The 26,623-nt window shown below is 62.6% G+C and carries 27 protein-coding genes; 11 read left to right on the top strand and 16 right to left on the bottom strand.

Features of this window, described 5'->3' with window-relative positions:
• Positions 1-96 precede the first annotated feature (96 nt).
• On the top strand, positions 97-1,728 hold the full coding sequence (locus ACFOKJ_RS11860) for an ABC-F family ATPase (protein ID WP_390279833.1): 1,632 nt from the start codon (positions 97-99) through the stop codon (positions 1,726-1,728).
• A 301-nt stretch (positions 1,729-2,029) separates the two neighbouring features.
• Positions 2,030-2,770, top strand: coding sequence for a 3-oxoacyl-ACP reductase FabG (fabG, locus tag ACFOKJ_RS11855; protein WP_390279831.1), 741 nt, complete (start codon positions 2,030-2,032; stop codon positions 2,768-2,770).
• Between the two features lie 88 nt (positions 2,771-2,858).
• Here the strand turns inward: fabG and cysB are convergent, their stop codons facing one another.
• Positions 2,859-3,797: an HTH-type transcriptional regulator CysB gene (gene cysB / locus ACFOKJ_RS11850; protein ID WP_390279829.1), complete on the bottom strand. Its 939-nt coding sequence runs from the start codon at positions 3,795-3,797 to the stop codon at positions 2,859-2,861.
• Positions 3,798-3,906: 109 nt separating this feature from the next.
• Between cysB and ACFOKJ_RS11845 the strand changes: the two genes are divergently transcribed.
• The 8 genes from ACFOKJ_RS11845 to ispH all read left to right on the top strand — a co-directional run bounded on the left by ACFOKJ_RS11845 (position 3,907) and on the right by ispH (position 13,089).
• On the top strand, positions 3,907-4,611 hold the full coding sequence (locus tag ACFOKJ_RS11845; protein WP_390279827.1) for a phosphoadenylyl-sulfate reductase: 705 nt from the start codon (positions 3,907-3,909) through the stop codon (positions 4,609-4,611).
• A gap of 60 nt (positions 4,612-4,671) precedes the next feature.
• Positions 4,672-6,330, top strand: a complete 1,659-nt coding sequence (locus tag ACFOKJ_RS11840; protein ID WP_390279825.1) for a nitrite/sulfite reductase — start codon at positions 4,672-4,674, stop codon at positions 6,328-6,330.
• Entirely contained in the window at positions 6,314-6,808 is a 495-nt protein-coding gene (locus ACFOKJ_RS11835) for a DUF934 domain-containing protein (RefSeq protein WP_390279823.1), read from the top strand. The genes ACFOKJ_RS11840 and ACFOKJ_RS11835 overlap by 17 nt, the downstream gene beginning before the upstream one ends.
• A gap of 243 nt (positions 6,809-7,051) precedes the next feature.
• Positions 7,052-7,708 carry an OmpA family protein gene (locus ACFOKJ_RS11830; RefSeq protein WP_390279821.1) on the top strand — a complete coding sequence of 219 codons (657 nt, stop codon included), beginning with the start codon at positions 7,052-7,054 and terminating at the stop codon, positions 7,706-7,708.
• A 124-nt stretch (positions 7,709-7,832) separates the two neighbouring features.
• Positions 7,833-8,768 carry a bifunctional riboflavin kinase/FAD synthetase gene (locus tag ACFOKJ_RS11825; protein ID WP_390279819.1) on the top strand — a complete coding sequence of 312 codons (936 nt, stop codon included), beginning with the start codon at positions 7,833-7,835 and terminating at the stop codon, positions 8,766-8,768.
• On the top strand, positions 8,765-11,548 hold the full coding sequence (ileS, locus tag ACFOKJ_RS11820) for an isoleucine--tRNA ligase (RefSeq protein WP_390279817.1): 2,784 nt from the start codon (positions 8,765-8,767) through the stop codon (positions 11,546-11,548). The genes ACFOKJ_RS11825 and ileS overlap by 4 nt, the downstream gene beginning before the upstream one ends.
• On the top strand, positions 11,541-12,050 hold the full coding sequence (gene lspA, locus ACFOKJ_RS11815) for a signal peptidase II (protein WP_390279815.1): 510 nt from the start codon (positions 11,541-11,543) through the stop codon (positions 12,048-12,050). Before ileS ends, lspA begins: the two co-directional genes overlap by 8 nt.
• Positions 12,051-12,138: 88 nt before the next feature.
• A complete protein-coding gene (ispH, locus tag ACFOKJ_RS11810; protein ID WP_390279813.1) occupies positions 12,139-13,089 on the top strand; it encodes a 4-hydroxy-3-methylbut-2-enyl diphosphate reductase in 951 nt (316 codons plus the stop codon).
• A 70-nt stretch (positions 13,090-13,159) separates the two neighbouring features.
• Here the strand turns inward: ispH and ACFOKJ_RS11805 are convergent, their stop codons facing one another.
• The 15 genes from ACFOKJ_RS11805 to ACFOKJ_RS11735 all read right to left on the bottom strand — a co-directional run bounded on the left by ACFOKJ_RS11805 (position 13,160) and on the right by ACFOKJ_RS11735 (position 24,546).
• Entirely contained in the window at positions 13,160-14,068 is a 909-nt protein-coding gene (locus ACFOKJ_RS11805; protein WP_390279811.1) for a DMT family transporter, read from the bottom strand.
• Positions 14,065-15,552, bottom strand: coding sequence for an NAD(P)H-hydrate dehydratase (locus ACFOKJ_RS11800; RefSeq protein WP_390279809.1), 1,488 nt, complete (start codon positions 15,550-15,552; stop codon positions 14,065-14,067). Before ACFOKJ_RS11800 ends, ACFOKJ_RS11805 begins: the two co-directional genes overlap by 4 nt.
• Entirely contained in the window at positions 15,549-16,163 is a 615-nt protein-coding gene (locus ACFOKJ_RS11795; RefSeq protein ID WP_390279807.1) for a flavin prenyltransferase UbiX, read from the bottom strand. Before ACFOKJ_RS11795 ends, ACFOKJ_RS11800 begins: the two co-directional genes overlap by 4 nt.
• Positions 16,153-16,677: a Gx transporter family protein gene (locus tag ACFOKJ_RS11790; protein ID WP_390279805.1), complete on the bottom strand. Its 525-nt coding sequence runs from the start codon at positions 16,675-16,677 to the stop codon at positions 16,153-16,155. The genes ACFOKJ_RS11795 and ACFOKJ_RS11790 overlap by 11 nt, the downstream gene beginning before the upstream one ends.
• Entirely contained in the window at positions 16,658-17,032 is a 375-nt protein-coding gene (locus ACFOKJ_RS11785; protein ID WP_390279803.1) for a NusG domain II-containing protein, read from the bottom strand. Before ACFOKJ_RS11785 ends, ACFOKJ_RS11790 begins: the two co-directional genes overlap by 20 nt.
• Entirely contained in the window at positions 17,029-17,886 is an 858-nt protein-coding gene (gene rapZ / locus ACFOKJ_RS11780; RefSeq protein ID WP_390279801.1) for an RNase adapter RapZ, read from the bottom strand. The genes ACFOKJ_RS11785 and rapZ overlap by 4 nt, the downstream gene beginning before the upstream one ends.
• On the bottom strand, positions 17,867-18,823 hold the full coding sequence (gene hprK, locus ACFOKJ_RS11775) for an HPr(Ser) kinase/phosphatase (RefSeq protein WP_390279799.1): 957 nt from the start codon (positions 18,821-18,823) through the stop codon (positions 17,867-17,869). The genes rapZ and hprK overlap by 20 nt, the downstream gene beginning before the upstream one ends.
• The gene (locus tag ACFOKJ_RS11770) at positions 18,816-19,274 is read right to left on the bottom strand and encodes a PTS sugar transporter subunit IIA (RefSeq protein WP_390279797.1); all 459 of its coding nucleotides are present in this window, start codon (positions 19,272-19,274) and stop codon (positions 18,816-18,818) included. Before ACFOKJ_RS11770 ends, hprK begins: the two co-directional genes overlap by 8 nt.
• 131 nt (positions 19,275-19,405) lie before the next feature.
• The gene (gene hpf, locus ACFOKJ_RS11765) at positions 19,406-19,735 is read right to left on the bottom strand and encodes a ribosome hibernation-promoting factor, HPF/YfiA family (RefSeq protein ID WP_390279795.1); all 330 of its coding nucleotides are present in this window, start codon (positions 19,733-19,735) and stop codon (positions 19,406-19,408) included.
• A gap of 65 nt (positions 19,736-19,800) precedes the next feature.
• Positions 19,801-21,225: an RNA polymerase factor sigma-54 gene (locus tag ACFOKJ_RS11760; protein WP_390279792.1), complete on the bottom strand. Its 1,425-nt coding sequence runs from the start codon at positions 21,223-21,225 to the stop codon at positions 19,801-19,803.
• Between the two features lie 6 nt (positions 21,226-21,231).
• Entirely contained in the window at positions 21,232-21,960 is a 729-nt protein-coding gene (lptB, locus tag ACFOKJ_RS11755; RefSeq protein WP_390279790.1) for an LPS export ABC transporter ATP-binding protein, read from the bottom strand.
• Positions 21,957-22,478: a lipopolysaccharide transport periplasmic protein LptA gene (gene lptA / locus ACFOKJ_RS11750; RefSeq protein ID WP_390279788.1), complete on the bottom strand. Its 522-nt coding sequence runs from the start codon at positions 22,476-22,478 to the stop codon at positions 21,957-21,959. Before lptA ends, lptB begins: the two co-directional genes overlap by 4 nt.
• Positions 22,468-23,034 (bottom strand): LPS export ABC transporter periplasmic protein LptC, encoded by a 567-nt coding sequence (gene lptC, locus ACFOKJ_RS11745; RefSeq protein WP_390279786.1) that lies wholly within the window; start codon positions 23,032-23,034, stop codon positions 22,468-22,470. Before lptC ends, lptA begins: the two co-directional genes overlap by 11 nt.
• A complete protein-coding gene (locus tag ACFOKJ_RS11740; protein ID WP_390279784.1) occupies positions 23,031-23,555 on the bottom strand; it encodes a KdsC family phosphatase in 525 nt (174 codons plus the stop codon). Before ACFOKJ_RS11740 ends, lptC begins: the two co-directional genes overlap by 4 nt.
• A 10-nt stretch (positions 23,556-23,565) precedes the next feature.
• Positions 23,566-24,546 (bottom strand): KpsF/GutQ family sugar-phosphate isomerase, encoded by a 981-nt coding sequence (locus ACFOKJ_RS11735; protein ID WP_390279782.1) that lies wholly within the window; start codon positions 24,544-24,546, stop codon positions 23,566-23,568.
• Between the two features lie 92 nt (positions 24,547-24,638).
• Between ACFOKJ_RS11735 and ACFOKJ_RS11730 the strand changes: the two genes are divergently transcribed.
• The gene (locus ACFOKJ_RS11730) at positions 24,639-26,609 is read left to right on the top strand and encodes a cation:proton antiporter domain-containing protein (protein ID WP_390279780.1); all 1,971 of its coding nucleotides are present in this window, start codon (positions 24,639-24,641) and stop codon (positions 26,607-26,609) included.
• Positions 26,610-26,623 lie beyond the last annotated feature (14 nt).

The raw sequence follows: 26,623 nt of genomic DNA, 5'->3' as shown, positions 1-26,623 counted from the left end.
TACGCGCTGCGCGCAAGCCGCTGATTGTTAGGAGCTTTGTGCTAAAATGCACGGTTTTCCGGTACACATCAGAGACTGGTATAAGGAATTAGCCGCGTGATTACGACAAGCAACATTACCATGCAGTTCGGCGCCAAGCCGCTTTTCGACAAGGTTTCCGTGAAGTTTGGCGAAGGCAACCGCTATGGCCTGATCGGTGCCAACGGTTCCGGCAAGTCCACTTTCATGAAAATCCTCGGCGGAGACCTGGAGCAGACCAGCGGTGAAGTCGCGATCGAGAGCGGCCTGCGCCTGGGCAAGCTGCGCCAGGACCAGTTTGGCTACGAAGATCAGCGCGTGATCGACGTGGTGCTGCAGGGGCACGTGGAAATGTGGGCGGCGATGAGTGAGCGCGACGCCATCTACGCCAATCTGGAAGCCACTGAAGACGACTACATGCGCGCTGCCGAACTGGAGGCCAAGTTTGCCGAGTACGACGGCTACACCGCCGAAGCGCGCGCCGGTGAGCTGCTGATGGGCGTTGGCATTCCGGTGGAGCAGCACTTCGGCCCGATGAGCGAAGTGGCGCCTGGCTGGAAGTTGCGCGTGCTGCTGGCACAGGCGCTGTTCTCCAACCCGGACATCCTGCTGCTGGACGAACCGACCAACAACCTGGACATCAACACCATTCGCTGGCTGGAGCACGTGCTGAACGAGCGCAACTCCACCATGATCATCATTTCGCACGACCGCCACTTCCTGAATGAAGTGTGTACTCACATGGCGGATCTGGACTACAACACCATCCGCATCTACCCGGGTAATTACGACGACTACATGATCGCCTCCACCCAGGCGCGTGAACGTCAGCTCAGCTCCAATGCCAAGGCCAAGGAGCGCATTCAGGATCTGCAAGAATTCGTAGCCCGATTCTCGGCCAACAAGTCCAAGGCCCGCCAGGCCACCAGCCGTCTGAAGCAGGTGGACAAACTGAAGGCCGAGATGGTGGAAGTGAAGCCATCCAGCCGTCAGAGCCCGTTCATCCGCTTCGAGATGGACGACAAGATGAAGCTGCATCGCCAGGCGGTGGATGTTTCCGGCGTCAACAAGGCTTATGGCGACAAGGTGCTGTTCAAGAACCTGAGCTTCATTTTGGAAGCCGGTGCGCGCTTGGCCATCATCGGCCCCAACGGTGCCGGTAAATCCACCCTGGTGAAACTGCTGGCCGGTGCTTTCGAAGCCCAGTTCGCCGAGGGCGTTACCGCGGACAGCGGCAGCATCAAGTGGGCGGAAAAGGCCCAGGTGGGCTACTTTGCCCAGGATCACGAGGCAGACTTTGATTCTGACTGGACGCTGACCGAGTGGATGCGCCAGTGGGGCCAGGAAGGCGACGACGAGCAGGTGATCCGCGGTACGCTGGGGCGTCTGCTGTTCGGCAGCAATGATGTGGAAAAGGCTGTGCGCGTGCTGTCTGGTGGTGAGAAGGGCCGCATGCTGTACGGCAAGCTGATCCTGCAGAAGCCGAACGTGATGATCATGGATGAACCGACCAACCACATGGACATGGAGTCCATCGAAGCGCTGAACATGGCGCTGGAAAAGTACCGGGGCACCCTGATTTTTGTATCGCATGACCGTCAGTTCGTGAGCTCGCTGGCGACTCACATCATCGAACTGGATGGTAAGGGTGGTTACGACTACTACACCGGCAATTACGAGGATTACCTGGCCAGCAAGGGCCTGGAATAAGGCTTTATGCGAAGCGCAAAAAGGGTGGCCTTGGCCACCCTTTTTGCATGTTGCGCCCAAGTTGCCACACTGCTGACAGTAAGGGTAAAGCTGCTAGAGCGATTGCTTTACCTTCGCGGCAAGCATGCGCTATATTGCACCGCACGATAGGTTGTGCGGTGCAATAATTTTGCCCCTGCCAACCGGCATAACAAACAGAAAAGACAGATTAAGAACAGGGATAGCTATCTCGAGGGTCGGTGGTGGAGGACACGACCGGTCGCGACTATCGGGTCGCCTGCAAATCAGCAAAGGAAGAAATATGCGCTTGAAAGGGAAAGTCTCCATCATTACCGGTGGTGCCAGTGGTATCGGTAAGGCCACTGCCGAAAAATTCGCCAAGGAAGGCGCGATTGTTGCTGTATGCGACATCAATCTGGATGCGGTGAATACCGTGGTGGAAGAACTGAAAGCCAGCGGCGCCGAGGCGGTTGGCTACAAGGTTGACGTTACCGACAAGTCCCAGATTGCCGATATGGTTGGCGCGCTGAAGACCCAGTTCGGGCGCATTGACGTTCTGGTCAACAATGCCGGTATCGTGATGGATGCGCAGCTGATCAAGATGACCGAAGACCAGTTCGACAAGGTAATCGACATCAACCTGAAGGGCGTTTACAACTGTACCAAGGCCGTGGTGGACACCATGATCGAGCAGGGCGCCGGCGTGATCCTGAACGCGTCTTCCGTGGTTGGCGTGTACGGCAACTTCGGCCAGACCAACTACGCTGCCTCCAAGTTCGGCGTGATCGGTTTCGTGAAGACCTGGGCCAAGGAGCTGGGCAAGAAAGGCATTCGCGCCAACGCGGTATGCCCGGGTTTTGTTGCCACTCCGATCCTGAAGTCCATGCCGGAGAAGGTAATCCAGGCCATGGAAGACAAGGTACCGATGAAGCGTATGGCACAGCCGGAAGAAATCGCCAACGTATATGCCTGGCTGGCTTCTGACGAAGCAAGCTACATCAACGGTGCCGCCATCGAAGTGACTGGTGGTCTGACGCTGTAAGCGTGTGCCAGAACCATGACAAACGGGGCCATTGGCCCCGTTTTCATTTTGGCTGTGGCCGCCCTTGCGGCCAACCCTGGGTGGGGGCTTATGCCTCGTCTTCGCTGTGATGCAGCGCGCCATCCACCGCCTTGCGGGTCAGGTGCGGGGCAAACAGCTCGATGAAGGTATAGGCATAACCGCGCAGGTAGGCGTCCTTGCGGATGCCGATCTTGGTGGTGGAGGGTTCGAACAGCTTGCCGGCGTCCAGTGCGGCCAGCCCCTGATCCTGTCCTGGCTCGAATGCCATGCTGGCAATAATGCCGATGCCCAGACCCAGGCGCACATAGGTCTTGATCACGTCGGTATCGATGGCGGTGAGCACCACGTTGGGGCTGAGCCCGGCATCGTGGAAGGACTGGTTGATCTTGGAGCGGCCGGCAAAGGCAAAATCGTAGGTGATGATGGGGTAGCTGGCGATGTCGGCCAGCGTCAGCGGATGGTCCAGCGAAAATAGCGGGTGCCCTTGCGGTGCCACCACGCTGCGGTTCCACTCGTAGCAGGGCAGCATCGCCAGTTCCTTGTACAGCGAGATGCCCTCGGTGGCGATGGCCAGATCCGCCTCGCCGGAAACCACCATGTCGCAGATCTGTGTCGGGCTGCCCTGTTTGATCGACAGCCGTACCTTGGGGTAGCGCTGCACGAAGGCGGTGATGACTTTCGGTAGTGCGTAGCGTGCCTGGGTGTGGGTGGTGGCGATGGTCAGCGCACCCTCGGCCTCACGCGAAAACTCCTCGCCTACGCGTTTCAGGTTCTGCGCCTCGCGCAGAATGCGCTCGGAAATGCGCAGCACCTCCTTGCCCGGCTCCGACACCGCCACTACGCGCTTGCCGTTGCGGATGAATACCTGGATGCCCAGTTCGTCCTCCAGCAGGCGGATCTGCTTGGAGATGCCGGGCTGCGAGGTGTGCAGCTTTTCGGCAGCTTCCGATACGTTCAGACCCTGCTTGGCGACTTCTACCAGGTAGCGTAGTTGCTGGAGTTTCATGGGCGCCTCTTTAAAACCGTTAGTAATTAAATACTAACACAATATTCTTTTCGGAATTAAAGGCTTTGGCTACCATCGCACACTCTACACCCACGCCCTGGAGTACCCGATGAGCCTTGCCGACAAGCTCGCCCATACCGAAGCGTTGCTGAAAGACATTGCCGCCAAACATGGCAAGGTGGCGCTGGCCAACAGCTTTGGTGCCGAAGACATGGTGCTGACCCACCTGATCGCCACTCTGCAGCTGCCTATCGGCATTTTCAGTCTGGATACCGGGCGCCTGCCGGTGGAAACCTACGACCTGATGCAGAAGGTGGGCGAACGCTATCCGGCCAACCCGGTGCGCGTGTACTACCCGGACGCCGCCGCGCTGGAGACCTATGTGAACCAGAACGGCATTAATGCCTTCTACAATAGTGTGGAGCTGCGCAAGGGCTGTTGCCACATTCGCAAGATCGAGCCGCTGAAGCGTGCACTGGCAGGGCTGGATGGCTGGATCACCGGCCTGCGCCGCCAGCAGTCGCTGACCCGCGTCGATCTGCCGGAAGCCGAATTCGACGCTGATAACGGCCTGATGAAGTTCAACCCGCTGCTGGACTGGACCGAGAAAGAGGTGTGGGAATACATCCGCGCAAATGACGTGCCGTACAACAGCCTGCACGACAAGCATGTGCCGTCCATTGGCTGTGCGCCCTGTACCCGCCCGATCGCGGTGGGCGAGGATATCCGTGCTGGCCGCTGGTGGTGGGAAAACCCCGACAGCAAAGAATGCGGCCTGCACGTGAAGGCCAGTCCGCTCAAGCGTCCCGAGTAAGCCCGGAATAACCTAAGGTTGGCCGCATTCGGCGGCCAGGCTGACAAAGAGAGTTTCTGCATGTACAAGTACGATGAAGTGGACCACCGCCTGGTGCGCGAACGGGTAGCCCAGTTTCGCGATCAGACCAGGCGATTCCTGGCTGGCGAACTGAGCGAGGACGAGTTCCGCCCGCTGCGCCTGATGAACGGCCTGTATGTCCAGCGCCATGCGCCGATGCTGCGTGTCGCTATTCCTTATGGTCACCTCAACAGTACCCAGCTGCGCAAGCTAGCGCACATTGCCCGTACTTATGACCGGGGCTATGGCCACTTCACTACCCGCCAGAACATCCAGTTCAACTGGCCGGCGCTGGAAACCGTGCCTGACATTCTGGCTGAACTGGCCGAAGTGGAAATGCACGCCATCCAGACTTCCGGTAACTGTGTACGCAATACCACCACCGACGCCTTTGCCGGCGTGGCCGCGGATGAACTGATCGATGGTCGCGCCTACTGCGAGATCATCCGCCAGTGGAGCACGCTGCACCCGGAATTCGCCTACCTGCCGCGCAAGTTCAAGATCGCGGTATCCGGTAGCCAGCAGGATCGTGCCGCTACCTGGGTACATGATATTGGCCTGCACGTGGTGCGCAATGATGCCGGTGAAGTCGGCTTCCGCGTGATTGTCGGCGGCGGCTTGGGCCGTACCCCGATGGTGGGCAAGGTGGTGCGCGAATTCCTGCCCCCCCGCCATCTGCTGACTTACCTGGATGCGGTGCTGCGCGTGTACAACCGCTTTGGTCGCCGTGACAACAAGTACAAGGCACGCATCAAGATTCTGGTGCAGGCGATGACGGTGGAAGCATTTGCCGCCAAGGTGGAAGACGAGTGGCTGCACCTGAAGGACGGCCCGTCCACCCTCAGCGATGCCGACGTGGCCTACTACGCCGCCTTCTTTACCGACCCGGCCTATGAAACGCTTGCGGTCAACCCGGCTGAATTCGTTGCAAAACAGCAGGCTGAACCTGCGTTTGCCCGCTGGCTGGAGCGCAACACTCACGGCCACAAGCAGGCCGGTTACCGCTCGGTGGTGCTGTCGCTGAAGAAAACCGGCGTGCCGCCGGGTGACATCACCGCTGCGCAGATGGACGTGGCTGCCGATATGGCCGACCGCTACAGCTTTGGTGAGCTGCGCGTGGCGCACGAACAGAACCTGATTCTGCCGGACGTGAAGGAAAGCGATCTGTACCAGGTATGGTTGCTGGCAAAGGAGCATGGCTTTGCCACGCCGAACATCGGCCTGCTGACCGATATCATCTGCTGCCCGGGCGGCGATTTCTGTTCGCTGGCCAATGCCCGCTCCATTCCGGTGGCGGAGGCGATCCAGCGCAAGTTCGACGACCTCGATTACCTGTTTGATCTGGGCGATATCGACTGCAACTTCTCTGGTTGCATGAACGCCTGTGGTCATCACCATATTGGCAATATCGGCATTCTCGGCGTCGACAAGAACGGTGAGGAGTGGTACCAGATCACGCTCGGCGGCAGCCAGGGCAACCAGGCCGCCATTGGCAAGGTGATCGGCCCGTCCTTTGCCCAGGCAGACGTACCGACCGCATTTGAAAAAATCATGAAGCTTTACCTTGAGCAACGTCTCGCGGGTGAGCGTTTTATCGAGACCGTGCGCCGTATCGGCCTGGAACCGTTCAGGGAGCGTGTATATGCAAAACTTGATTAAACGTGGCGAGCTGATTGTCGACGACAGCTGGCAGCTGCTGCGCGACGCCGAAGCCGTGTTTGCTGCCAGTGACGACGTGATTCTGCCGCTGCAGCGTTTCCTGCAGGTTGCCGCCGCCGGCCACCAGGGAGGGCTGGCCGTGCTGTTGTCTCCGGATAGCGACCCGCTGGCATTGCAGGAGCATCTGGGTAGTCTGCAGCTGATCGCCATCGACTTCCCTGCATTTGCCGATGGTCGCGGCTACAGTATTGCCCGCACCCTGCGGGAGCGACTCGGTTATGCCGGGGAACTTCGTGCTGTGGGCGATGTCCTGCGAGATCAGCTGTCCTATATGGCGCAGGTGGGCTTTGACGCGTTTGCGATCCGCGAGGATCGCTCGGCGACAGAGGCGCTGGATGGGCTGGCCGATTTCAGCGAACAATATCAGGGGACAGTCCTCAAACCGGTACCGTTGCTGAAGCGGCGCGTTTCGCATTGAGGTGTCGTTTTCCGGCAACTATAGTGGCTATTATCGATAGAATCACATGTCAAAGTGTTGCTTTTTTTATGATTATTTAAAAATGCGACATTGACATGTAGCTGTTCGGTTTTCTATATTCACGCAGGATGCGTTTTACTTCCAGACGCAGGCGTGATGCCCGGAATTCACCTGCTATTTTTCAGTCTGTGTTAAATAGCAGGCTCTCCCCCATGATGCTTGCATCAATTTAGAGGATCCAACATGAAAAAATCGATCAAACTGAGCGCCCTGCTTGCTTCCCTGCTGCTGTCTGCTGCAGCCGTTGCTGCACCGAACCAAGGTTATTCCATTGATGGCCACGTACAGAACGTGGTGAAAAATGGCTACGGCGAATGCTGGCGCCTGCCGACCACTTACGATCAGGCTCGTGACGGCCTGGTTGAATGTGGCGACCGCGCTCCGGCCGTTGCCGTTGCTCCGGTTGCTCCGGCTCCGGCCCCGATGGCGCCGAAGTACGTGACCAAGAACGTAAGCCTGTCTGCTGAAGGCCTGTTCGAATTCAACAGTGCCAAGATCATCGAAGGCAACCAGCAACTGAACGACCTGGCCAACAGCCTGAAGTCTGACAGCATGCTGAAGGCTGTTACCGTTACCGGTCACACTGACTACCTGGGTTCCGAGAAGTACAACCAGAACCTGTCTGACAAGCGCGCTAATGCTGTGAAGGATTACTTCGTGGCTGCTGGCGTACCGTCCGACAAGGTAACTGCTATCGGCAAGGGCGAATCCGAAGCCAAGCTGACCGCAGAATGCACTGCCAAGAAGTTCAAGAAGCGTGCAGATCTGATCGCTTGCCTGGCTGGCGATCGCCGTTTCGACGTAACTGTTGAAACTGCCAAGCAGGAAGAAGTGAAGTAATCGGCTAAATCGCTGATCTTCAGTACAAAAGCCCCGGTTCGCCGGGGCTTTTTGTTTGGGCGTTTTACTGGCGTTGTGCCGGTTGGCTGGTTAAAATCGCCCTTTACCTAGTTTTTGTGCAACCATGCGTGCGTTTCTGGGAAGTCCCTGCCGTTTCGACCTGCCGCCCTGTGCCTTGACCATAGGCAATTTCGATGGCGTGCACCTGGGGCATCAACGCATGCTGGCTCGTCTGCGCGAAGAGGCTGATGCCCGTGGTCTGCCCACGGCGCTGCTGACCTTCGAGCCGCATCCACGTGAATTCTTTGCCAGGGGCCAGCCGCCGGCGCGGCTGTCTGTGCTGCGCGACAAGCTGCAGTTCCTTGCCCAGGGCAACCTCGTCGATTACGTGTTCATCTACCGCTTCAACCATGCTTTTTCGCGCATGGCGGCGGAAGACTTCGTACAGCAGGTGCTGCTGCAAGAGCTGCAAACCCGCTATCTGCTGATCGGCGACGATTTCCAGTTCGGTGCCGACCGCAAGGGCAATTTCGAATTGCTGCAGTCCTGTAGCGACTTCGTTACCGAAGCGATGCCATCGGTGTTGGTGGCCGGCGAGCGTGCTTCCAGCACCCTGGTGCGCGACAGGTTGGCCGCAGGCGATCTGGATAGCGCCGCCCGCCTGCTGGGGCGCCCCTACCAGGTATCCGGCAAGGTGATGCATGGGCAGAAGCTGGGGCGCACTATCGGCTACCCCACCGCCAACGTGCATCTGCCGCACCGCCGCCCGCCGCTGGAAGGCGTGTTCGTGGTACAGGTGGATACCCCGGCCGGTCGGCTGGGCGGCGTGGCAAGCCTGGGCAAGAACCCGACCGTGACCGACAGCCAGCACTACAAGCTGGAGGTATACCTGTTCGATTTCCACGGCGATCTGTACGGTCAGCGTCTGACCGTGCATTTCCTGCACAAGCTGCGGGATGAACAGCGCTTTAACGATTTGAACGAGCTGGTGGCCAAGATCGACCACGATGCCGCCAGCGCCAGAACCTATTTGAACAGTTTGCAACGAGATCAGGCATGAGCATCGACTACCGCAAGACCGTAAACCTGCTGGACACCCCGTTTCCGATGCGCGGTGACCTGGCCAAACGTGAACCGGGCTGGCTGAAAAGCTGGCAGGAGCAGCAGCGCTACCAGAAGCTGCGCCAGATCGCGGCCGGTCGTCCCAAGTTCATCCTGCATGACGGCCCGCCGTACGCCAACGGCGACATCCACATCGGCCACGCCGTCAACAAGGTACTGAAGGACATCATCGTCCGCTCCAAGACCCAGTCCGGTTTCGATGCACCTTACGTGCCGGGTTGGGATTGCCACGGTCTGCCGATCGAACTGATGGTGGAAAAGCTGCACGGCAAGGACATTCCAGCGGCCAAGTTCCGCGAGCTGTGCCGCGAGTACGCCTATGAGCAGATCGCGCGCCAGAAGAAGGATTTCATCCGCCTGGGCGTGCTGGGCGACTGGGACAACCCCTACCTGACCATGGCGTTCAAGACCGAGGCCGACATTGTGCGCACCCTCGGCAAGGTTTATGAAAACGGCTACCTGATGAAGGGCGAGAAGCCGGTGCACTGGTGTATCGAGTGCGGCTCCGCTCTGGCCGAGGCCGAGGTGGAGTACGAGGACAAGACCTCGCCGGCCATCGACGTCGGCTTCCGCGTGCTGGACGGCGACAAGTTGGCCGCAGCCTTCGGCCTGTCGGGCAGCCTGGATGACGCCTACGCGGTGATCTGGACCACCACGCCATGGACGCTGCCGGCCAACCAGGCCGTTGCTGTCAGTGCCAGCCTTACCTACCAGCTGATCGACACCCCCAAGGGCAAGCTGATCCTGGTGAAGGAGCTGGCCGAGTCGGCGCTGAAGCGCTACGGCTTTGAAGGCGCAACAGTGCTGGGCGAAACCGTGGGCGAGCAGCTGGACCTGATCCGCCTGCAGCACCCGTTCTACAGCCGCGAAGTGCCTATCATCTGTGGCGACCACGTGACCACCGATGCCGGTACCGGCCTGGTGCACACCGCGCCGGCGCACGGCCTGGAAGACTTCCAGGTCGGCCAGCAGTACGGGCTGGCGGTGGATAACCCGGTAGCCGACAACGGCCGCTACAAGAGCACTACCGAGCTGTTTGCCGGCCTGTCGGTATGGGAAGCCAACCCGAAAGTGATCGAAACCCTGGCTGAGCAGGGCACCCTGATTCACCAGGACAAGCTGCTGCACAGCTACCCGCACTGCTGGCGCCACAAGACCCCGATCATCTTCCGTGCCACCGCGCAGTGGTTCATCGGCATGGACAAGGCCGGCAACGACGGCCAGGTGCTGCGCGAGCGCGCCAAGCAGGCCGTGGACAGCACCGAGTTCTTCCCGGCCTGGGGCCGTGCCCGTCTGGAAGCGATGATCGGCAACCGCCCGGACTGGTGCGTATCGCGCCAGCGCAACTGGGGCGTGCCGATGACCTTCTTCGTGCACAAGGAAAGTGGCGAGCTGCACCCGGATTCCGCCGCGCTGCTGGAACAGGTGGCGCTGCGCATCGAACAGCAGGGCATCGAAGCCTGGTTCAGCCTGGATGCGGCTGAACTGCTGGGTGACGATGCGGCCAACTACCGCAAGCTCAGCGACACCCTGGACGTGTGGTTCGACTCTGGCTCCACCCACTTCGCGGTGCTGAAGCAGCGCCCGGAACTGGCCTGGCCAGCCGACCTGTACCTGGAAGGCTCCGACCAGCACCGCGGCTGGTTCCAGTCGTCGCTGCTCACCGGCTGCGCCACCATCGGCCGCGCCCCGTACCAGCAGCTGCTCACCCACGGCTTCGTGGTGGACGGCAAGGGCATGAAGATGTCCAAGTCCAAGGGCAATGTGGTGGCGCCGCAGAAGGTGAACGACACCCTGGGTGCCGACATCCTGCGCCTGTGGGTGGCTTCCACCGACTACTCCGGCGAGCTGGCGATCTCCGACGAGATCCTCAAGCGCGTGACCGAGAGCTACCGCCGCCTGCGCAACACCATCCGCTTCCTGCTGGCCAACCTGTCGGACTTCGACCCGATGGAAAACGCCGTGCCGTACGAGCGCCTGGCCGAGATCGACCGCTACGCGCTGATGATGGCCAAGGAAATGCAGGAGAAGGTGACTGGCGAGCTGTACCCGCGCTACGCCTTCCACCACGCCATGCAGGAGATCGTGAACTACTGCTCGGAAGACCTGGGCGCCTTCTACCTGGACGTGCTGAAAGACCGCCTGTACACCACCAAGGCCGATAGTCATGCCCGCCGCAGTGCGCAGACCGCGCTGTACCACATCACCCGCAGCCTGCTGCTGCTGCTGTCGCCGGTACTGTGCTTCACCGCCGACGAAGCCTGGCAGGTGCTGCTGGGCAGCGAGGAAGAAACCCCGCTGTTCCACGTGTGGCACGAGTTCCCGAACCCGGCCGCCGGCAGCGAGGCAGCGCTGGTGACCAAGTGGCAGGCGATCCGCGACTTCCGCGCCGAAGTGAACAAGCAGATCGAGGCGCTGCGCAGTGCCGAGAAACTGGGTTCCTCGCTGCAGGCCGAGCTGGACGTGGTTGCCGCCGGCGAGCTGTACCAGCAGCTGGCCAGCCTGGGCGATGACCTCAAGTTCGTGCTGATCGTGTCGCGCGTGAACCTGAGCGAAGGTGCCGAGACCAGCATTGCAGTTGCGCCGTCCGAGCACGCCAAGTGCGAGCGTTGCTGGCATTACCGTGCCGATGTCGGCGCGCATGCCGGCCATGAAACCGTGTGCGGCCGCTGTGTGGACAACATCGACGGTGCAGGCGAGGCGCGTGTTCATGCTTAAAGCGTGTTCTGTGGCGGCCGGTGAATCGGCCGCCAAGCGCAGCCTGCGCTGGTTTGGCATCGCGCTGCTGGTGATCGTGCTGGATCAACTCACCAAGATCTACTTCAACGGCAGCTACCAGTTCGGCGAGCAGCGCGAAGTCATCCCCGGTGTGCTGAACTTCACCCTGCTGTACAACCCGGGGGCGGCGTTCAGCTTTCTCGCCGGTGCAGGCGGCTGGCAGAAGTACTTCTTTACCCTGCTGGCCTTCGGCGTATCCGGCTGGTTGGGCTGGAACATCGTGAAGGGGCAGTTCAGCTGCCTGATGAACCTGGCGGCGTCGTTCATCATCGGTGGTGCGCTGGGCAATGTGATCGACCGCATGATCCACGGCCATGTCATCGATTTCATTCAGGTGCACTGGCAGCACAGCTGGTACTACCCGGCGTTCAACGTGGCCGACAGCTTCATCTGCGTCGGTGCGGCGCTGATGGTGCTGGATTCTCTGAAGCATCGGGAGTAGGGAGTGGGGAGTAGCGGTGTGCGGCCAAGTTTGGCCGCCACCGGCTCCAGTCCCACTCTCGACCCCCACTCCCTCAAAGGACATTCCGATGACGAAAACCATCATGCTGGCCAACCCGCGCGGCTTCTGCGCCGGGGTGGACCGCGCCATCGCCATCGTCGAGCGCGCGCTGGAGCTGTACGGCGCGCCGATCTACGTGCGTCACGAAGTGGTGCACAACCGTTTCGTGGTGGAGAACCTGCGTGCCAAGGGCGCGGTGTTCATCGAGGAACTGAAGGATGTGCCAGCCGGCAGCACGCTGATCTACTCCGCCCACGGCGTACCGCTGTCGGTACGGCAGGAGGCCGAGGCGCTGGGGCTGACCGTATACGACGCCACCTGCCCGCTGGTGACCAAGGTGCACGTGGAAGTGAAGCGCATGCACCAGTCCGGCATGGAGATCATCATGATCGGCCACGCCGGCCACCCGGAAGTGGAAGGCACCATGGGCCAGGTGGACGACCACATGTACCTGGTGGAAACCGTGGCCGACGTGGCCAAGTTGCAGGTGCAGAATCCGCAGGCGCTGAGCTATGTCAGCCAGACCACGCTGTCGGTGGACGAGACCCGCGACATCATCGAGGCCTTGAAGGCGCGCTTCCCGGCGATTCACAGCCCGAAGAAGGACGACATCTGCTACGCCACGCAGAACCGCCAGGACGCGGTGAAAGTACTGGCCGACCAGTGCGACATCGTCATCGTGGTGGGTTCGCCCAACAGCTCCAACTCCAACCGCCTGCGCGAAGTCGCAGCGCTGCGCGGCGTGGATGCCTACATGGTGGACAACGCCAGCCTGCTCAAGGCGGAATGGTTTACCGGCAAGCAGCAGGTGGGTGTGACCGCTGGCGCCAGCGCGCCGGAAGTGCTGGTGCAGGCGGTGATCGAGCAGATCAAGGCCTATGGTGCAGACAATGTCAGCGAGCTGGACGGCGTGGAAGAGCACATCATTTTTGCACTGCCACCGGGCTTGCGTGAGCCGAAGGCGGGCAGCGCGGCCTGATTCGCTACGCTGGAAAACAATACGGCCAACCTTGGCAATCAAGGTTGGCCGCATTTGTTTATGGGGGGCGTCAGTCGTCTTTGCTGACTGTTTCCGCAGGCCGCCGTACTGGCAGCTTCTGCAGCAGCAGCCCGCCCAGGATCAGCCCCAGCCCGACCAGAGTGCTGGGCAGGATGGGCTCGCCCAGCAGCAGATTGATCAGGAACAGCGACAGCATCGGCGACAGGAAGATCAGGTTGGCGATGCGCGCGGTGCTTTGCGTCAGCTTCATGGCAGACAGCCACAGCACGAAGGTGAAACCCATCTCCAGCATGCCCACGTAGGCGGCGCCGGCGATGCCTTGCCAGGCCACGGCGTGCAGCTCGCCGGTGAGCGCGCACCACAGCAGCGTCAGCGGCAGCGACAGCAGGAAGTTCAGCGTCAGGCCGATTACCGGTTCGCGCTCGTCGCGGGTATTGAACAGCCAGTAGCCGGCCCATAGCAGGGTGGACAGCAGCGCGAAGCCCACCCCCGGCAGGTTGCTGAACTGCAGCGCAAACGGCGCGCCGCGGGTGGCGATGGTGAGTACCCCGCCGTAGCACACCACGGCGGCGATGGCGTCCTGCGCGCGCAGGCGCTGCCCCAGCACCGGTACCGCCAGCAGGGTCATGGTTAGCGCCCAGGTGTAGTTCAGCGCTTGCGCCTCCTGCGCCGGCAGCAGCGCATAGGCCTGGAACAGAATCAGGTAGTAGACGAAGGGATTCACCGCACCCAGCAGCAGCGAGCGGCGCCAGTGGCGACGCAGCGCCGGCAGCAGCTCGCCGAGCCGGCGCTGCCAGCCAAGGATGGTAAGCAGCGACAGCAGCGAGAACGCGCTGGCGTATAGCAGCAGCTGCGCCGGGCTCAGGTGCTGCAGGCTGATTTTGAAAGCGGTGGCGACGGTGGACCAGGCAAGTACGGCGGACAGACCGAACAGATAGGCTTTACTTTGTTGCTTCAAAACGGTGGAACTCCGGAGCTGGCGACGCGGTGGTTCAGCTCATGTGTCATCAGGGGTAGCAATTGCTGGCAACTCAGGCCGATGGGGCCGCCGGCTTGCGCACTGTAATGTTCGCCGGCGCTGGCATGCACATCGGCGGCCAGGTGGGCGGCATCCAGCGGCGCCATGCCCTGCGCCAGCAGCGCGGCGATGGCGCCAGCCAGCACATCGCCCTGGCCGGCCACTGCCAGCGACGGGCTGCCGCGGGTCAGCAGGCGATAGGGTTGGCCGTAGCGGGCGAGCAGGGTACCACATCCTTTCAGCAGCACCACGCAGTCGAAACGCTGCGATAACTCGCGCACAGCGGCGACGCGGTCGGCCTGCACACTGGCGGTATCGCTGTCCAGCAGGCGCGCGGCTTCGGTGGGGTGCGGGGTGAGGATGGTGGTGCCGCTACGTTGCTGCAGCAGCTGCTGCAGGCCATGATCGGCGGCCAGCAGGTTCAGGCCGTCGGCATCCAGCAGCAGGCTGCCTGGGTGCAGCAGCGCACGGCTCAGTGCGGCATGTGCCTGGTCGCTCAAGCCAAGTCCTGGGCCAACCACCAGTTGGTGGTTCTCCGGAATCAGCAGATTGTGCTGCCACGGACGCAGCATCAGCTCGGGGCATAGCGGGTCCAGCGTCAGGGCCAGGTCCAGCGGGTGTACGAAGATCTTGCCGGCACCCATGGCCAGCGCGGCGCGACCGGCCAGCAGCGCGGCGCCGGTCATGCCCGGTGCGCCGCCGATGATGCTGAGCACGCCGTGGCTGCCCTTGTGCGAATCACGCTTGCGGCGCAGCACGCTGGCATCCGGCAGCGCCAGGGTGCCGGCGGTTGGCGGGTACAGCGTGGGCGGGCAGGCCAGATCATCAATGATGACCTCGCCGCAGTGGTCGGGGCCGGCGGCGGTATACAGGCCGGGCTTGGGGCACAGAAAGCTCAGGGTAACGTTGGCCTGCAAGGCGGCTCCTTGCGGCTGGCCGCGCATGGCATCCAGCCCGCTGGGGATATCGATGGCCAGCTTGCGGCAGGGCAGGCTGTTCAGCTGCGCGATCAGGTGCAGCCATTCTCCCTCCAGCGGCCGTGCCAGCCCGACGCCGAACAGGCCGTCCAGCAGCAGTTCCGGCACTAGCGCGCTGATGCCCGTCGGCAGGGTTGGCCGCACGCTGCCGCCCAACGCTTGCCACTCAGCCAGCGCGGCCTGCACCGCAGCGTTGCCGGGCACGGGCAGCAGCACTTCCACCTGGTAGCCGGCACGGCGCAGGCGGCAGGCGGCGAACAGCGCGTCGCCGCCGTTATTGCCGGGGCCCACTGCCGCCAGGATGCGGCTGGCCGGCGGGTAATGTTTTTGTACCCAGGCAGCAATGCTGTCGGCGGCACGCTGCATCAGCGCCAGCCCGGCGGCATCGGCGGCCAGTTCCAGTTGGCGCAGGGCGGGCAGATCGAGCATGTCGGTGTGCGGGTTCATGCGCGCTCCTCGCCCCAGCGGGGCAGCAGTTGCTGCGGCACGCGCAGCTGGTCCAGGATGCGGGCGACCACGAAGTCCACCATGTCATCCACGCTCTGCGGGTGGGTATAGAAGCCGGGCGAGGGTGGCAGGATGCAGACGCCGAGTCGCGCCAGCTTGAGCATGTTTTCCAGGTGGATGGCGGACAGCGGGGTTTCGCGCGGCACCAGTACCAGCTTGCGGCCTTCCTTGATCGTGACATCGGCGGCGCGCTCGATCAGGTTGTCGCTCATGCCCTGCGCCACTGCCGCCAGCGTGCCCATCGAGCACGGGCAGATCACCATGGCGTCGGCCGGGTTCGAGCCCGAGGCCGGCGGCGCAAACCATTCCTCGCGGCCGAACACCCGCAGCTGGCCATCCGCCGGCTGGTAGCGTGCGGCCAACCATTGCTGCAGCTCGGCCGGGCGCGAGGGCAGGGTGAGGTGCATTTCCTGCTGCGCCACCACCTGTGCCGCCTGCGAGTACAGCACCCACACCCGCACGCCGGCGGCGAGCAGGCAGTCGATCAGGCGCAGGCCGTAGGGCAGGCCGGAGGCACCGGTAAGGGCAACGGTAACGGTGTCAGGTTTCATCCGTGGCGGACTCCAGCAGGGTAAGGGTAAGCAGGCCATTGAGCAGGCCGGTGATGGTGGCCGCGGTCAGCAGTGGCGGCAGCAGCAGCCAGATGCCATCGTGCGGAATCAGCCAGCCGCGCGCCAGCAGCAATTGTCCGGCCAGATGGCCGCAGGCCGCCAGCAGGCTGCGGCTGACCACGCTGAAGCCGCGTGCCGGCAGCAGCAGCGATGCGGCCAACAGCAGCAGGCTGCCAGCGCCGCCAGCCAGGCTCAGCCAGAAACCGGGGGTAAACAGGCTGCCCAGCAGCAGCCCGGCGCCGGCGATGCGCAGCAGGCTCACCCACATCGCGGCGCGCCAGCCCAGTGTTTCCAGCGTATACAGGGTAACGATATTGGCAAGCCCGGGTTTGATGCCGGGCAGCGGGCTGGGCAGGGCGGCATCCAGCAGCGCCAGGGCGATACCGGCAGCGGCAAGACGTGCCAGTTGGTGGTCGTGCCGGCTGGCGATGAGTTCAGTAGGCCAGGGTGTCATCGTGCTGACCTCCGGCAATGCTGATGGCGGTGCGGTTAGGCAGGCACAGCGCGATTTCGCCCGGGCGGCTGATCCAGCCCTGGCGCACACAGTACTGGCGCGGGCTGGGGTCGCTGGCAATGCGGGCACGTCCGGCGCGTATTTCCACACTGGTGACGCCCAGCGGGCCATGCAGTGCAAAGCGCCGATCCAGCCGCAGCGGCCAGCGCAGCACCACGCGACCGGCCTCGCTCAGCTGGACTTCACCGCTGGCGGATGTGGTCCAGAGCCGCTGGAAGCTGAGCAGACACAGCGCGGACAGGCCAAGCAGCAGCAGCCAGTCGCCCGGTTTCAGGCGCGGCCAGCGCCAGCTCATTTATGGCTGTCGCTGCTGCGCCCATCCAGCTGGCGGTGACGCAGCAGCACCTGCTCGTCGGCAAAGGCGGCTGCCAGCTGTTCGGTCAGATACACCGAGCGATGCTGGCCACCGGTACAGCCGATGGCGACGGTGACGTAGCTGCGGTTGTCCTGCTTGAAGCGCGGCAGCCAGCGCTGCAGAAAGCTGGCGATATCCTGCTGCATTTGCGCCACCTCCGCCTCGCCGGCAAAGAAGTCGCAGATCGCCTGGTCGCGGCCGGTGAGCGGGCGCAGCTTTTCGTCGTAGTAGGGGTTGGGCAGGCAGCGCACGTCGAACACGAAATCGGCATCCAGCGGAATGCCGTGCTTGAAGCCGAAGGATTCGAATACCAGCGTCAGCCGGCTGCTGTCGGCCTCGGCCAGCACCTTCACGTAGCTGCGCAGTGCATTGGCCGACAGGTTGCTGGTGTCGATGCGGTGGCCCAGGTCGACGATATGCTCCAGCATCTCGCGTTCCAGCTGGATGCATTCTTCCACGGTCAGGCGGTTGCCGGACAGCGGGTGGCGGCGCCGGGTCTCGGAGAAGCGTTTCACCAGCACTTCGCTGGTGGCCTCCAGGTACAACAGGCGCACGTCGGTGCCGCCGGCCTTGAGCTGATTCACCACCTGCGGCAGTGCGGCCAACGTTGGCGCCGAGCGGGTATCGACGCTGATGGCGATGTGCTGGTAGCCAAATTCGCTGTACAGCGCGATGGCATCGGCCAGCATGGTGGCCGGCAGGTTGTCCACGCAGTAGTAACCGGCATCCTCCAGCACGCGCAGCGCGACGGACTTGCCGGAGCCGGACAGGCCGCTAATCAGGATCAGCTGCATGTTCCTGGTCCCGGAGCAGGTTGGTGTGACGGTCTATGAATTCGCGGGTGCTGTCGATGCCGCGCAGCTGCAGGATGTAGTTGCGCACTGCGGCTTCCACCAGCACCGCTAGGTTGCGGCCGGCGGCTACCGGCAGGATTACCTTGCGCACGGTAACGCCGAGGATGTCCTGGGTTTCCGACTGGATGTTGAGGCGATCCAGTGCCTGCATCGCCTGGTCGTTGGCCTTGATCAGCTGGATGATCAGCTTCAGTACTTTCTTCGGGCGTACCGCTGTCTCGCCAAAGATGGTACGGATATTGAGGATGCCCAGGCCACGCACTTCCAGGAAGTCGCGCAGCAGTGGCGGGCAGCGGCCTTCCAGCGTTTCCGGGCCGATGCGGTACAGTTCCACCGCGTCGTCGGCCACCAGGCCGTGGCCGCGCGAGATCAGCTCCAGCGCCAGCTCGCTCTTGCCCATGGCCGAGTCACCCATGATCAGCACGCCGATTTCCAGCACATCCAGGAATACGCCGTGCATCACGGTGGAAACCGCCAGTGCGCGCGCCAGGTAGATGCGCAGCACGTCCATCAGGTAGGGGCTTTCCAGCGGCGTGCTCATCAGCGGCACGCTGTGGCTCTGGCAGTAGTCCTGCAGCAGCTTGGGCACGGTCTGGCCGTTGGCCACGATCACCACCGCCATGGTCTTGTGGAACAGCTGGTCCAGCGCGGTACGCGCGGCGGCCTGCTCCAGCTTGTCCAGGTATTCCACCTCGGCCAGGCCCAGCACCTGCACCCGGTTGGGGTGAATGAAATTCAGGTGACCGACCAGCGCCTGGGTTGGCCGCTGCTCGTCGTTGGAAATCAGGTTGTCGGAACCGGCCTTGCCGGCTACCCAGCTAAGGTTGAGTTTGTGCTGATTGTCCTGAAACAGGCGGCGGACCGTGACATTAGGCATGGGAGCTGTCTTCGCAAAGCATGGCGTGCAGGGTGAGGTTGTCGGCGCAGCACATCTTTTCGCGCAGGCTGCGGCTGGAGAACAGCTGCGCCAGCTCGGACAGCACCTGCAGGTGCAGGTCGGTGGCCTGTTCCGGTACCAGCAGCACGAACAGCAGGTTTACCGGCTTGCCGTCCGGCGCTTCGAACGGAATCGGCGTTTTCAGGCGCACGAAGAAACCGGTGGCTTCCTTCAGGCCCTTGATACGGCCATGCGGAATGGCCACGCCCTGGCCCAGGCCAGTGGAGCCCAGCTTCTCGCGGGCGAACAGGCTGTCGAACACGTCACTGCGCGCAATGCCGAAGCTGTTCTCTACCAAGAGGCCAATCTGTTCGAACAGGCGCTTCTTGCTGGAGATTTCCAGGTCGGCCAGAACATGGGACAGGGGAAGTATTTTGCCGATCAAGCTCATGATGTCTGTGGGGGCAGAAAAACGTCGGCCATTCTACGCTGAGTCCGGCATTTTCCATAGCAACGCGGGTGGTTGTGGCCAGCAAAAACGGGAGCCTGTGGCTCCCGTTGTCATCTTGCTGTCATCCTGATTTACAGGGCGGCGTCGGCGGCATTGGCCTGCGGCGCTGCGCTACGATGTTCCCCCTGTTTTTCCTTGAACTTGAGTACCTGACGGTCCAGTTTGTCCATCAGGGCATCGATGGCGGCGTACATGTCGGCATCGGTTGCCTCCACGTGAATGTCCTTGCCTGCCAGATGCACATTGACCTCCGCTTTTTGTACCAGTTTATCCACGGACAGCGTCACGGTGATGCCGATCACGTTATCGACATGGCGGGTGATGCGTTCCAGTTTGCTCTCGATGAACTCGCGCAGGGACGGGGTAACTTCGAGGTGTAGACCGGTAATTTTGAGGTTCATACCCTGACTCCTTCTGTGAACGGCACGGTCGGGCTGGCCGTACCGGGGTTTCTTCGCACTCGTTGTTAAAGTGCTTTGCGAAGGTTAACTGGCGGTATCTGCATAGCTTCACGATACTTGGCTACGGTGCGCCTGGCAACCTGTATGCCCTGTGCCGTGAGACGGTCGGCGATGGCACTGTCGGACAGCGGTTTCTTGCTGTCTTCAGCATCGATGATCTGGCGGATGTGCGCCTTGATCGCCGTGGCGGAACATTCGCCACCGCTATCGGTTTCCAGCGCATTGCCGAAGAAGTATTTGAGCTCGAACAGGCCTCGACTGCACAGCAGATACTTCTGGGTGGTTACCCTGGAAATCGTCGACTCATGCAGCCCGAGTTCATCCGCGATATCGCGCAGAATCAATGGGCGCATGGCCACTTCGCCGTGTTCAAAGAACGCCTGTTGCCTGTCAACGATAGCTTCCGACACTTTCAGAATAGTGTCAAACCGCTGCTGGATGTTTTTTACCAGCCAGCGCGCCTCCTGCAGTTGCCCGCCCAGGTTGTGGCTGCTGTCTCGCTGCTGCAGCATGCCGGCATACAGTTGATTTACCTGCAGTTTCGGCAAGGCACCACGGTTGAGCTGGGCAATCCAGCGACCGTTGCGCCGAATCACATGGATATCCGGCACCACGTAGTGGGTATCGCCCTGGTCGAAGCCACTGGTTGGCCGCGGTCGCAGGGTGGCTATCAGCTGGTGGGCCGCGCGCAGTTCGGCTTCGCCAACGGCCAGCAGCTTCTTTAGCCGCACGTAGTCACGGTTGCCCAGCAGGGCCAGGTGTTCGCGCACCAGCGTCAGCGCCAGCTCGCGTGATGGGGCAGTAGCCGGCAATGCGGCCAACTGCAGCTGCAGGAATTCGGCCAGGTCGCGGCTGCCCAGCCCTACCGGCTCGAACTGCAGCAGCAGCTTGCGCAGGTACTCCAGCTCGTCGGTATCGATGTCCAGTTCCAGCGGCAGGCTGGCGGCAAACTCGTCCAGCGGGGTGGTGAGGTAGCCGTCTTCGTCCAGCTCGTCGATCAGCAGGGTGAGCAGCGCGCTGTCGCGGCGGCTCAGCGGACGTTCGCCGATCTGAGCTGCCAGGTGCTCGCGCAGGGTGGGGCGACAGGGGGTGTTGAGGATGGGGTCGAATTCGTCGTCGTCATCGCGGCTGCCGCTGCCGCCACCGCCGCTGCCCCAGTCGCTGAGGTCCATTTCCTCGCGCTCGCGTTCACGCGGCGCTTCCTCGCTACTGCTGCTGTCGGCGGGAGTGTCGCTGGCCGCCGCTGCCTGCTGCTCGTGCTCGGCCGGGCCATCGCTATCGGCGCGTTCCAGCAGCGGGTTTTCCAGCAGGTAGCGTTCCAGCTCGGTGGAAAGATCCTGGGTGGACATTTGCAACAGCTTGATCGACTGCTGCAATTGCGGGGTCAGGGTCAGGTGCTGGCTGACTTTGAGTTGCAGTGTCTGTTTCATGCCGCTTTACAAGTGGAAGTGCTCGCCCAGGTAGACCTGGCGCACCTGTTCGTTGCTGACCAGCTCGGTGGGCAGGCCGGATGCCAGCACGCGCCCCTCGGAGATGATGTAGGCACGGTCGCAGATGCGCAGCGTCTCGCGCACGTTGTGGTCGGTAATCAGCACGCCGATACCGCGTTCCTTGAGGAAGGAAATGATCTTCTGGATGTCGATCACCGCGATCGGGTCCACGCCAGCGAATGGTTCATCCAGCAGGATGAAACGCGGGCGGGTAGCCAGCACGCGGGCGATTTCCACGCGGCGGCGCTCGCCACCGGACAGCGCCATGGCATTGCTTTCGCGCAGGTGGCCGATGTTGAGGTCGTCCAGCAGCAGTTCCAGCTCCTTGTCCAGCAGCTCGCCGCTGAAGCCGGCCACCTCCAGTACTGCCTGGATGTTTTCTTCCACCGTCATCTTGCGGAAGATGGAGGCTTCCTGCGGCAGATAGCCCAGCCCCAGCCGTGCGCGCTTGTGGATGGGCAGGTGGGTGATGGTTTCGCCATTCAGCGTGATGCTGCCGGCATCGGCGGCAATCAGCCCTACCACCATGTAGAAGCTGGTGGTCTTGCCGGCGCCGTTGGGGCCCAGCAGGCCGATGACTTCGCCGCTGGCGATGTCCATCGACACGTCCTGCACCACGGTGCGCCTCTTGAAGGTCTTCTTCAGATGCTGGATGGACAGGCGGCTTTGCGTCATGGCTTGTCCTGCGGCTTGGGCTGGAGGATCACGGTGACGCGGCCCTTGGGGGTGCCGCTGGCGCTCGGAGTGCTGCCCATTACCTGGTACACCTCGCTGACGGTGTTGTAAGTGATCTGCTCGCCGGTCACCAGGTCCTGGCCACGCTTGACGCGTGCCTTGCCGGTGAGAATTACCAGGTTGCTGGCACTGGTGTAGTCGACACGGCTGGCCTGGCCTTCGATGTATTCATTCTTGCCATCCACCTTCTGGCGGAAGGTGGCCGGGCTGCCGAAGGCCTGCAGGGTCTGGTTGCCCTGTGCATCGCGGGTGACGATGGTCTTGTCGGCGCGCATGCTGAGGGTGCCCTGGGTGGCTACCACATTGCCTTCCAGGATATTGATGCCCTGTTTCTGATCCAGCGAGCCGCGGTCGGCGGCCAGTTCGATGGGCTTGCCGCTATCGGCTTTTTCGGCGTGAACGTTGGCCGCAACGCAGCTGAGAGCCAGCAGCAGGGCGAGCTTCAGGTTATGGCACATAGTGCATCCTTACTTGGGACAGCAGCTTGAGCTGTCCGGCTTGGTGATTGTAGATAAGACCGACACTGCGTATCTGCGAGCTGCCATAGTCCAGGCGCACGGCAACCTGGCTGGAGGCCAGTTGCTGGCGATTGTCCAGGCGCAGCGCCTCGGTATACAGATGCATCGGCGCCTTGCCGTTCTGGCTGGCGCGCTGCAGGTGCACCTGGCCGCTGAAATCGGCGATGTCCAGCGACTTGCGGTAGCTGCCGCTGCTGGCGGTGATGCGGTAGTCGGGTGTGCCTTGCTGGAATTGCTGCAGGTCGGGCGCGGTGAAATGCACGGCTTCGGCTTGCGGCAGCTTCCACATGCTGGCGGCGTGCAACTGCTGCCAAGGCCGGCCCTGCTCGTCGAAGCGCTTGGCGCTGACCTGCTCGATGGTGTATTCCGGCTGGTTGGGGTTGAGTACGCGCTGCGCCGGCTGTTGCCACTGGGTGAGGATATCCAGCCAGGAGGTCAGCAGGCCCATGCCCAGCAGCAGGCCCAGCGGGAACAGTTTGCCGGCGCGGGTTTTCATGCCAGGTAGGCCGCCATCAGGCGTTCGTAGTTGCCCTGCGCCTGCAGGATGAGTTCGCACAGCTCGCGCACCGCGCCGTTGCCGCCGCCACAACCGGTGACAAAGTGGGCGTGCTGGCGCACGAAGCTGGGCGCGTCCGGCACTGCCACGGCAAAGCCGACGCGCGACATTACCGGCAGGTCCACCACGTCGTCACCGATGTAGGCGCACTGGCTGGCATCCAGCCCGGTTTTCTGCAGCAGCTCGGCAAATACCGCGCGCTTGTCGTGCACGCCTTCATAGTAGTGATCGATGCCCAGACCTCGGGCGCGATGGGCTACGCCGGGCGCGGCGCGGCCGGTGATGATGGCCAGCTGCACGCCGGTGGACTGCAGCATTTTCAGGCCGTGGCCATCCAGGGTATTGAAGGCCTTCAGCTCTTCGCCGCTGGCGGTGATGAAGATGCGGCCGTCGGTGAGCACGCCATCCACATCCATGATCAGCAGCTTGACCGGCTTGGCCAGTTCGGTAATCGGGTGCATCGTTCTGGTCCTAAACCACGCCTGCCTTCAGCAGGTCGTGCATATTCAGTGCGCCGGCAAGGCGGCCTTGCTGATCTACCACCAGCAGGCCGTTGATCTTGCGGCGCTCCATTTCCTTGACGGCTTCCACCGCCAGCAGGTTGGCCGCAATGGTGCGCGGGTTGCGCGTCATCACGTCGTCGATGGCAAGACCGGCCAGGTCCAGCGTCTGGTCCAGTGTGCGGCGCAAGTCGCCATCGGTAAAGATGCCGATGAGCCTGCCACTGGCATCGACCACCGCGGTCATGCCCAGACCCTTGCGCGTCATTTCCAGCAGCGCCTCTTTCAGCGAGCTGCCGCTCGATACCTGCGGCAGCGCATCGCCACTGTGCATCAGGTCGCTGATGTGTACCAGCAGGCGGCGGCCCAGGCTGCCGCCGGGGTGCGACAGCGCGAAGTCTTCCGGCTTGAAATTGCGCGCATCCAGCAGCGTTACCGCCAAGGCATCGCCCAGCGCCAGCGCGGCGGTGGTGCTGGTGGTGGGGGCCAGCCCCAGGGTGCAGGCTTCCTTTTCCACCGCCGCATCCAGGTGCACGGTGGCTTCGCGCCCCAGCGTGGATTGCGGCCGACCGGTCATGGCGATGATGGGAATGCCGCGGCGTTTGATTGCCGGCAGCAGGGCCACCACTTCCGCGCTTTCGCCGGAGTTGGACAGCGCCAGCAGCACATCCTGCTCGGTGAGCATGCCCAGGTCGCCATGCGCGGCTTCGGCCGGGTGCATGAAGAACGACGGTGTGCCGGTGCTGGCCAGCGTGGCGGCGATCTTGTTGCCGATGTGGCCGGACTTGCCGATGCCGGTTACCACCACGCGGCCACTGCATTGCAGTATCAGTGCCAGGGCAGCCAGGAAGTCATCACCCAGCCGATCGGACAGGGCGATGATGGCGTCGGCTTCGGTGTGCAACACCTCGCGTGCCAGCGCAAGACGCTGTTGTTTGAGCGCAATATCCATAGAAGGTAATTATATCAGCTTATAATCGGGCCCAGTCCCGTAGGTGCAATTTTTGCTTGGGCGCGGTAAAGCGCCAGGAGTTTCCCGACACGATGCATTCCCTGTTCCCTGTAGTGATGGTGTTGCTGGTGGCGGTGCTGGCGGTAACCGCCTGCCGCAAACTGCGCGTCCCGGCCATGCTCGGATATCTGGTGGTGGGCTTTCTGGCCGGCCCCGGGGTGATGCATCTGGTGCCGGAAGGGCCGGAAACCGAGTTCCTGGGCGAAATCGGCATCGTGTTCATGATGTTTTCCATTGGCCTGGAGTTCTCGCTGGCCAAGCTCAAGGCCATGCGTCACCTGGTGTTCGGCGTCGGGCTGGCGCAGGTGCTGCTGAGCATGCTGCTGGTGGGCGGGCTGATCGGCAGCCTGCACGCTTCGGCGCTGAGTGGTTTTGCCGTGGCGGCAGCGCTGGCGATGTCGTCGACGGCAATTGTCAGCAAGCTGCTGTCCGAGCGGCTGGAGCTGCCGCAGCCGCATGGCCAGCTGGCGATGGGGGTGTTGCTGTTCCAGGATATCGCCGTGGTGCCGCTGTTGATCCTGCTGCCGGCATTTGCGGCCAACGCCGGCAACCTGTGGCTGGACCTGGGGCTGGCGCTGGTCAAGGTGGTGCTGGTGCTCAGCCTGTTGCTGGTGTTTGGCCAGAGGCTGATGCGGCGCTGGTTCCACCTGGTGGCGCGGCAGCGCTCCGGCGAGCTGTTCATGATCAATGTACTGCTGGTGACCCTGGGGGTGGCGCTGATCACCCAGCTGGCCGGCCTGTCGCTTGCCCTGGGCGCCTTCGTGGCCGGCATGCTGATCTCGGAAACCGAATACCGTTTCCAGGTAGAGGATGACATCAAGCCGTTCCGCGACATTCTGCTGGGCTTCTTCTTTGTTACTGTCGGCATGCGGCTGGATGTGGGGGTGCTGCTGGTCGAGTGGCCCAGCATCCTACTGATGCTGGCGTTGCTGATTCCGCTGAAACTGGCGGTGGTGTGGGCACTGGGGCGTGCTTTTGGCCAGCGCAACAAGGATGCGCTGAAGGCCGGCCTGGCGCTGGCGCAGGGCGGCGAGTTCGGTTTCGTGCTGTTGTCGCTGTCCGGCAACCTGGGCCTCCTGGCGCCACAGCTGGAGCAGGCGGCGATTGCCGGCATCCTGCTGTCGATGCTGATTGCGCCGCTGCTGATCCAGAATGCCGAGCGCATCAGCAAGAAGCTGATCAAGCAGGACTGGACCATGCAGTCGCTGGACCTGCACCAGATCCTGGTGCAGAGCATGCTCAAGAACGAGCATGTGATCGTGTGCGGTTATGGTCGTAGCGGCCAGTACCTGGCGCGGCTGCTGGAAAGCGAGCAGATTGCCTTCTTCGCGCTGGATCTGGACCCGGAACGGGTGCGCGAGGCCGGCGAGGCGGGCGACGCGGTGGTGTTCGGCGATGCCGCCAAGCGCGAGGTGCTGATGGCGGCCGGGGTGATGCGTGCCAAGGCGATGGTGATTACTTTTGCCGATACCCATGCCTCGGAGCGCATCATCGACGTGGTGCGCCAGCTGCGCCGCGACCTGCCGGTGATCGTGCGCACCATCGACGATACCGACATGGCGCAGCTGCGCGCCGCCGGCGCCGACGAGGTGGTGTCGGAGGTGATGGAAGGCAGCCTGATGCTGGCCTCGCATGCGCTGATGGTGCTGGGTGTGCCGCTGAACCGCGTGCTGCGCCGTATCCGCACCGTGCGCGAGCAGCGCTACGACCTGTTCAAGGGCTTCTTCCGCGGAGCTTCCGACGAGGTGGACGGCATCGATGAGGCGCAGCTGGAGCGCTTGCTGAGCGTGCAACTGCTGCCGGGCGCCAGCGCCATCGGCATGCACCTGGGCAGTTTGCCATTGCTGGAGCTGGGGGTGCAGATCAAGGCGGTGCGCCGTGGCAGCAGCCGCTATACCGAGCTGAGTCGCGATTTCGAACTGGAAGAAGACGATGTGCTGGTGTTGCTGGGCAAGCCGGCGCCGCTGATGCAGGCGGAGAGCCTGCTGTTGCAGGGCGGCTAAGCCGCAGCCTTGCG

This window comes from Vogesella amnigena, assembly GCF_042648905.1.
Lineage (GTDB): Bacteria > Pseudomonadota > Gammaproteobacteria > Burkholderiales > Chromobacteriaceae > Vogesella > Vogesella amnigena.
The sequence above is the reverse complement of the archived record's forward strand: the minus strand, read 5'-3'. Positions and strand labels throughout refer to the sequence as shown.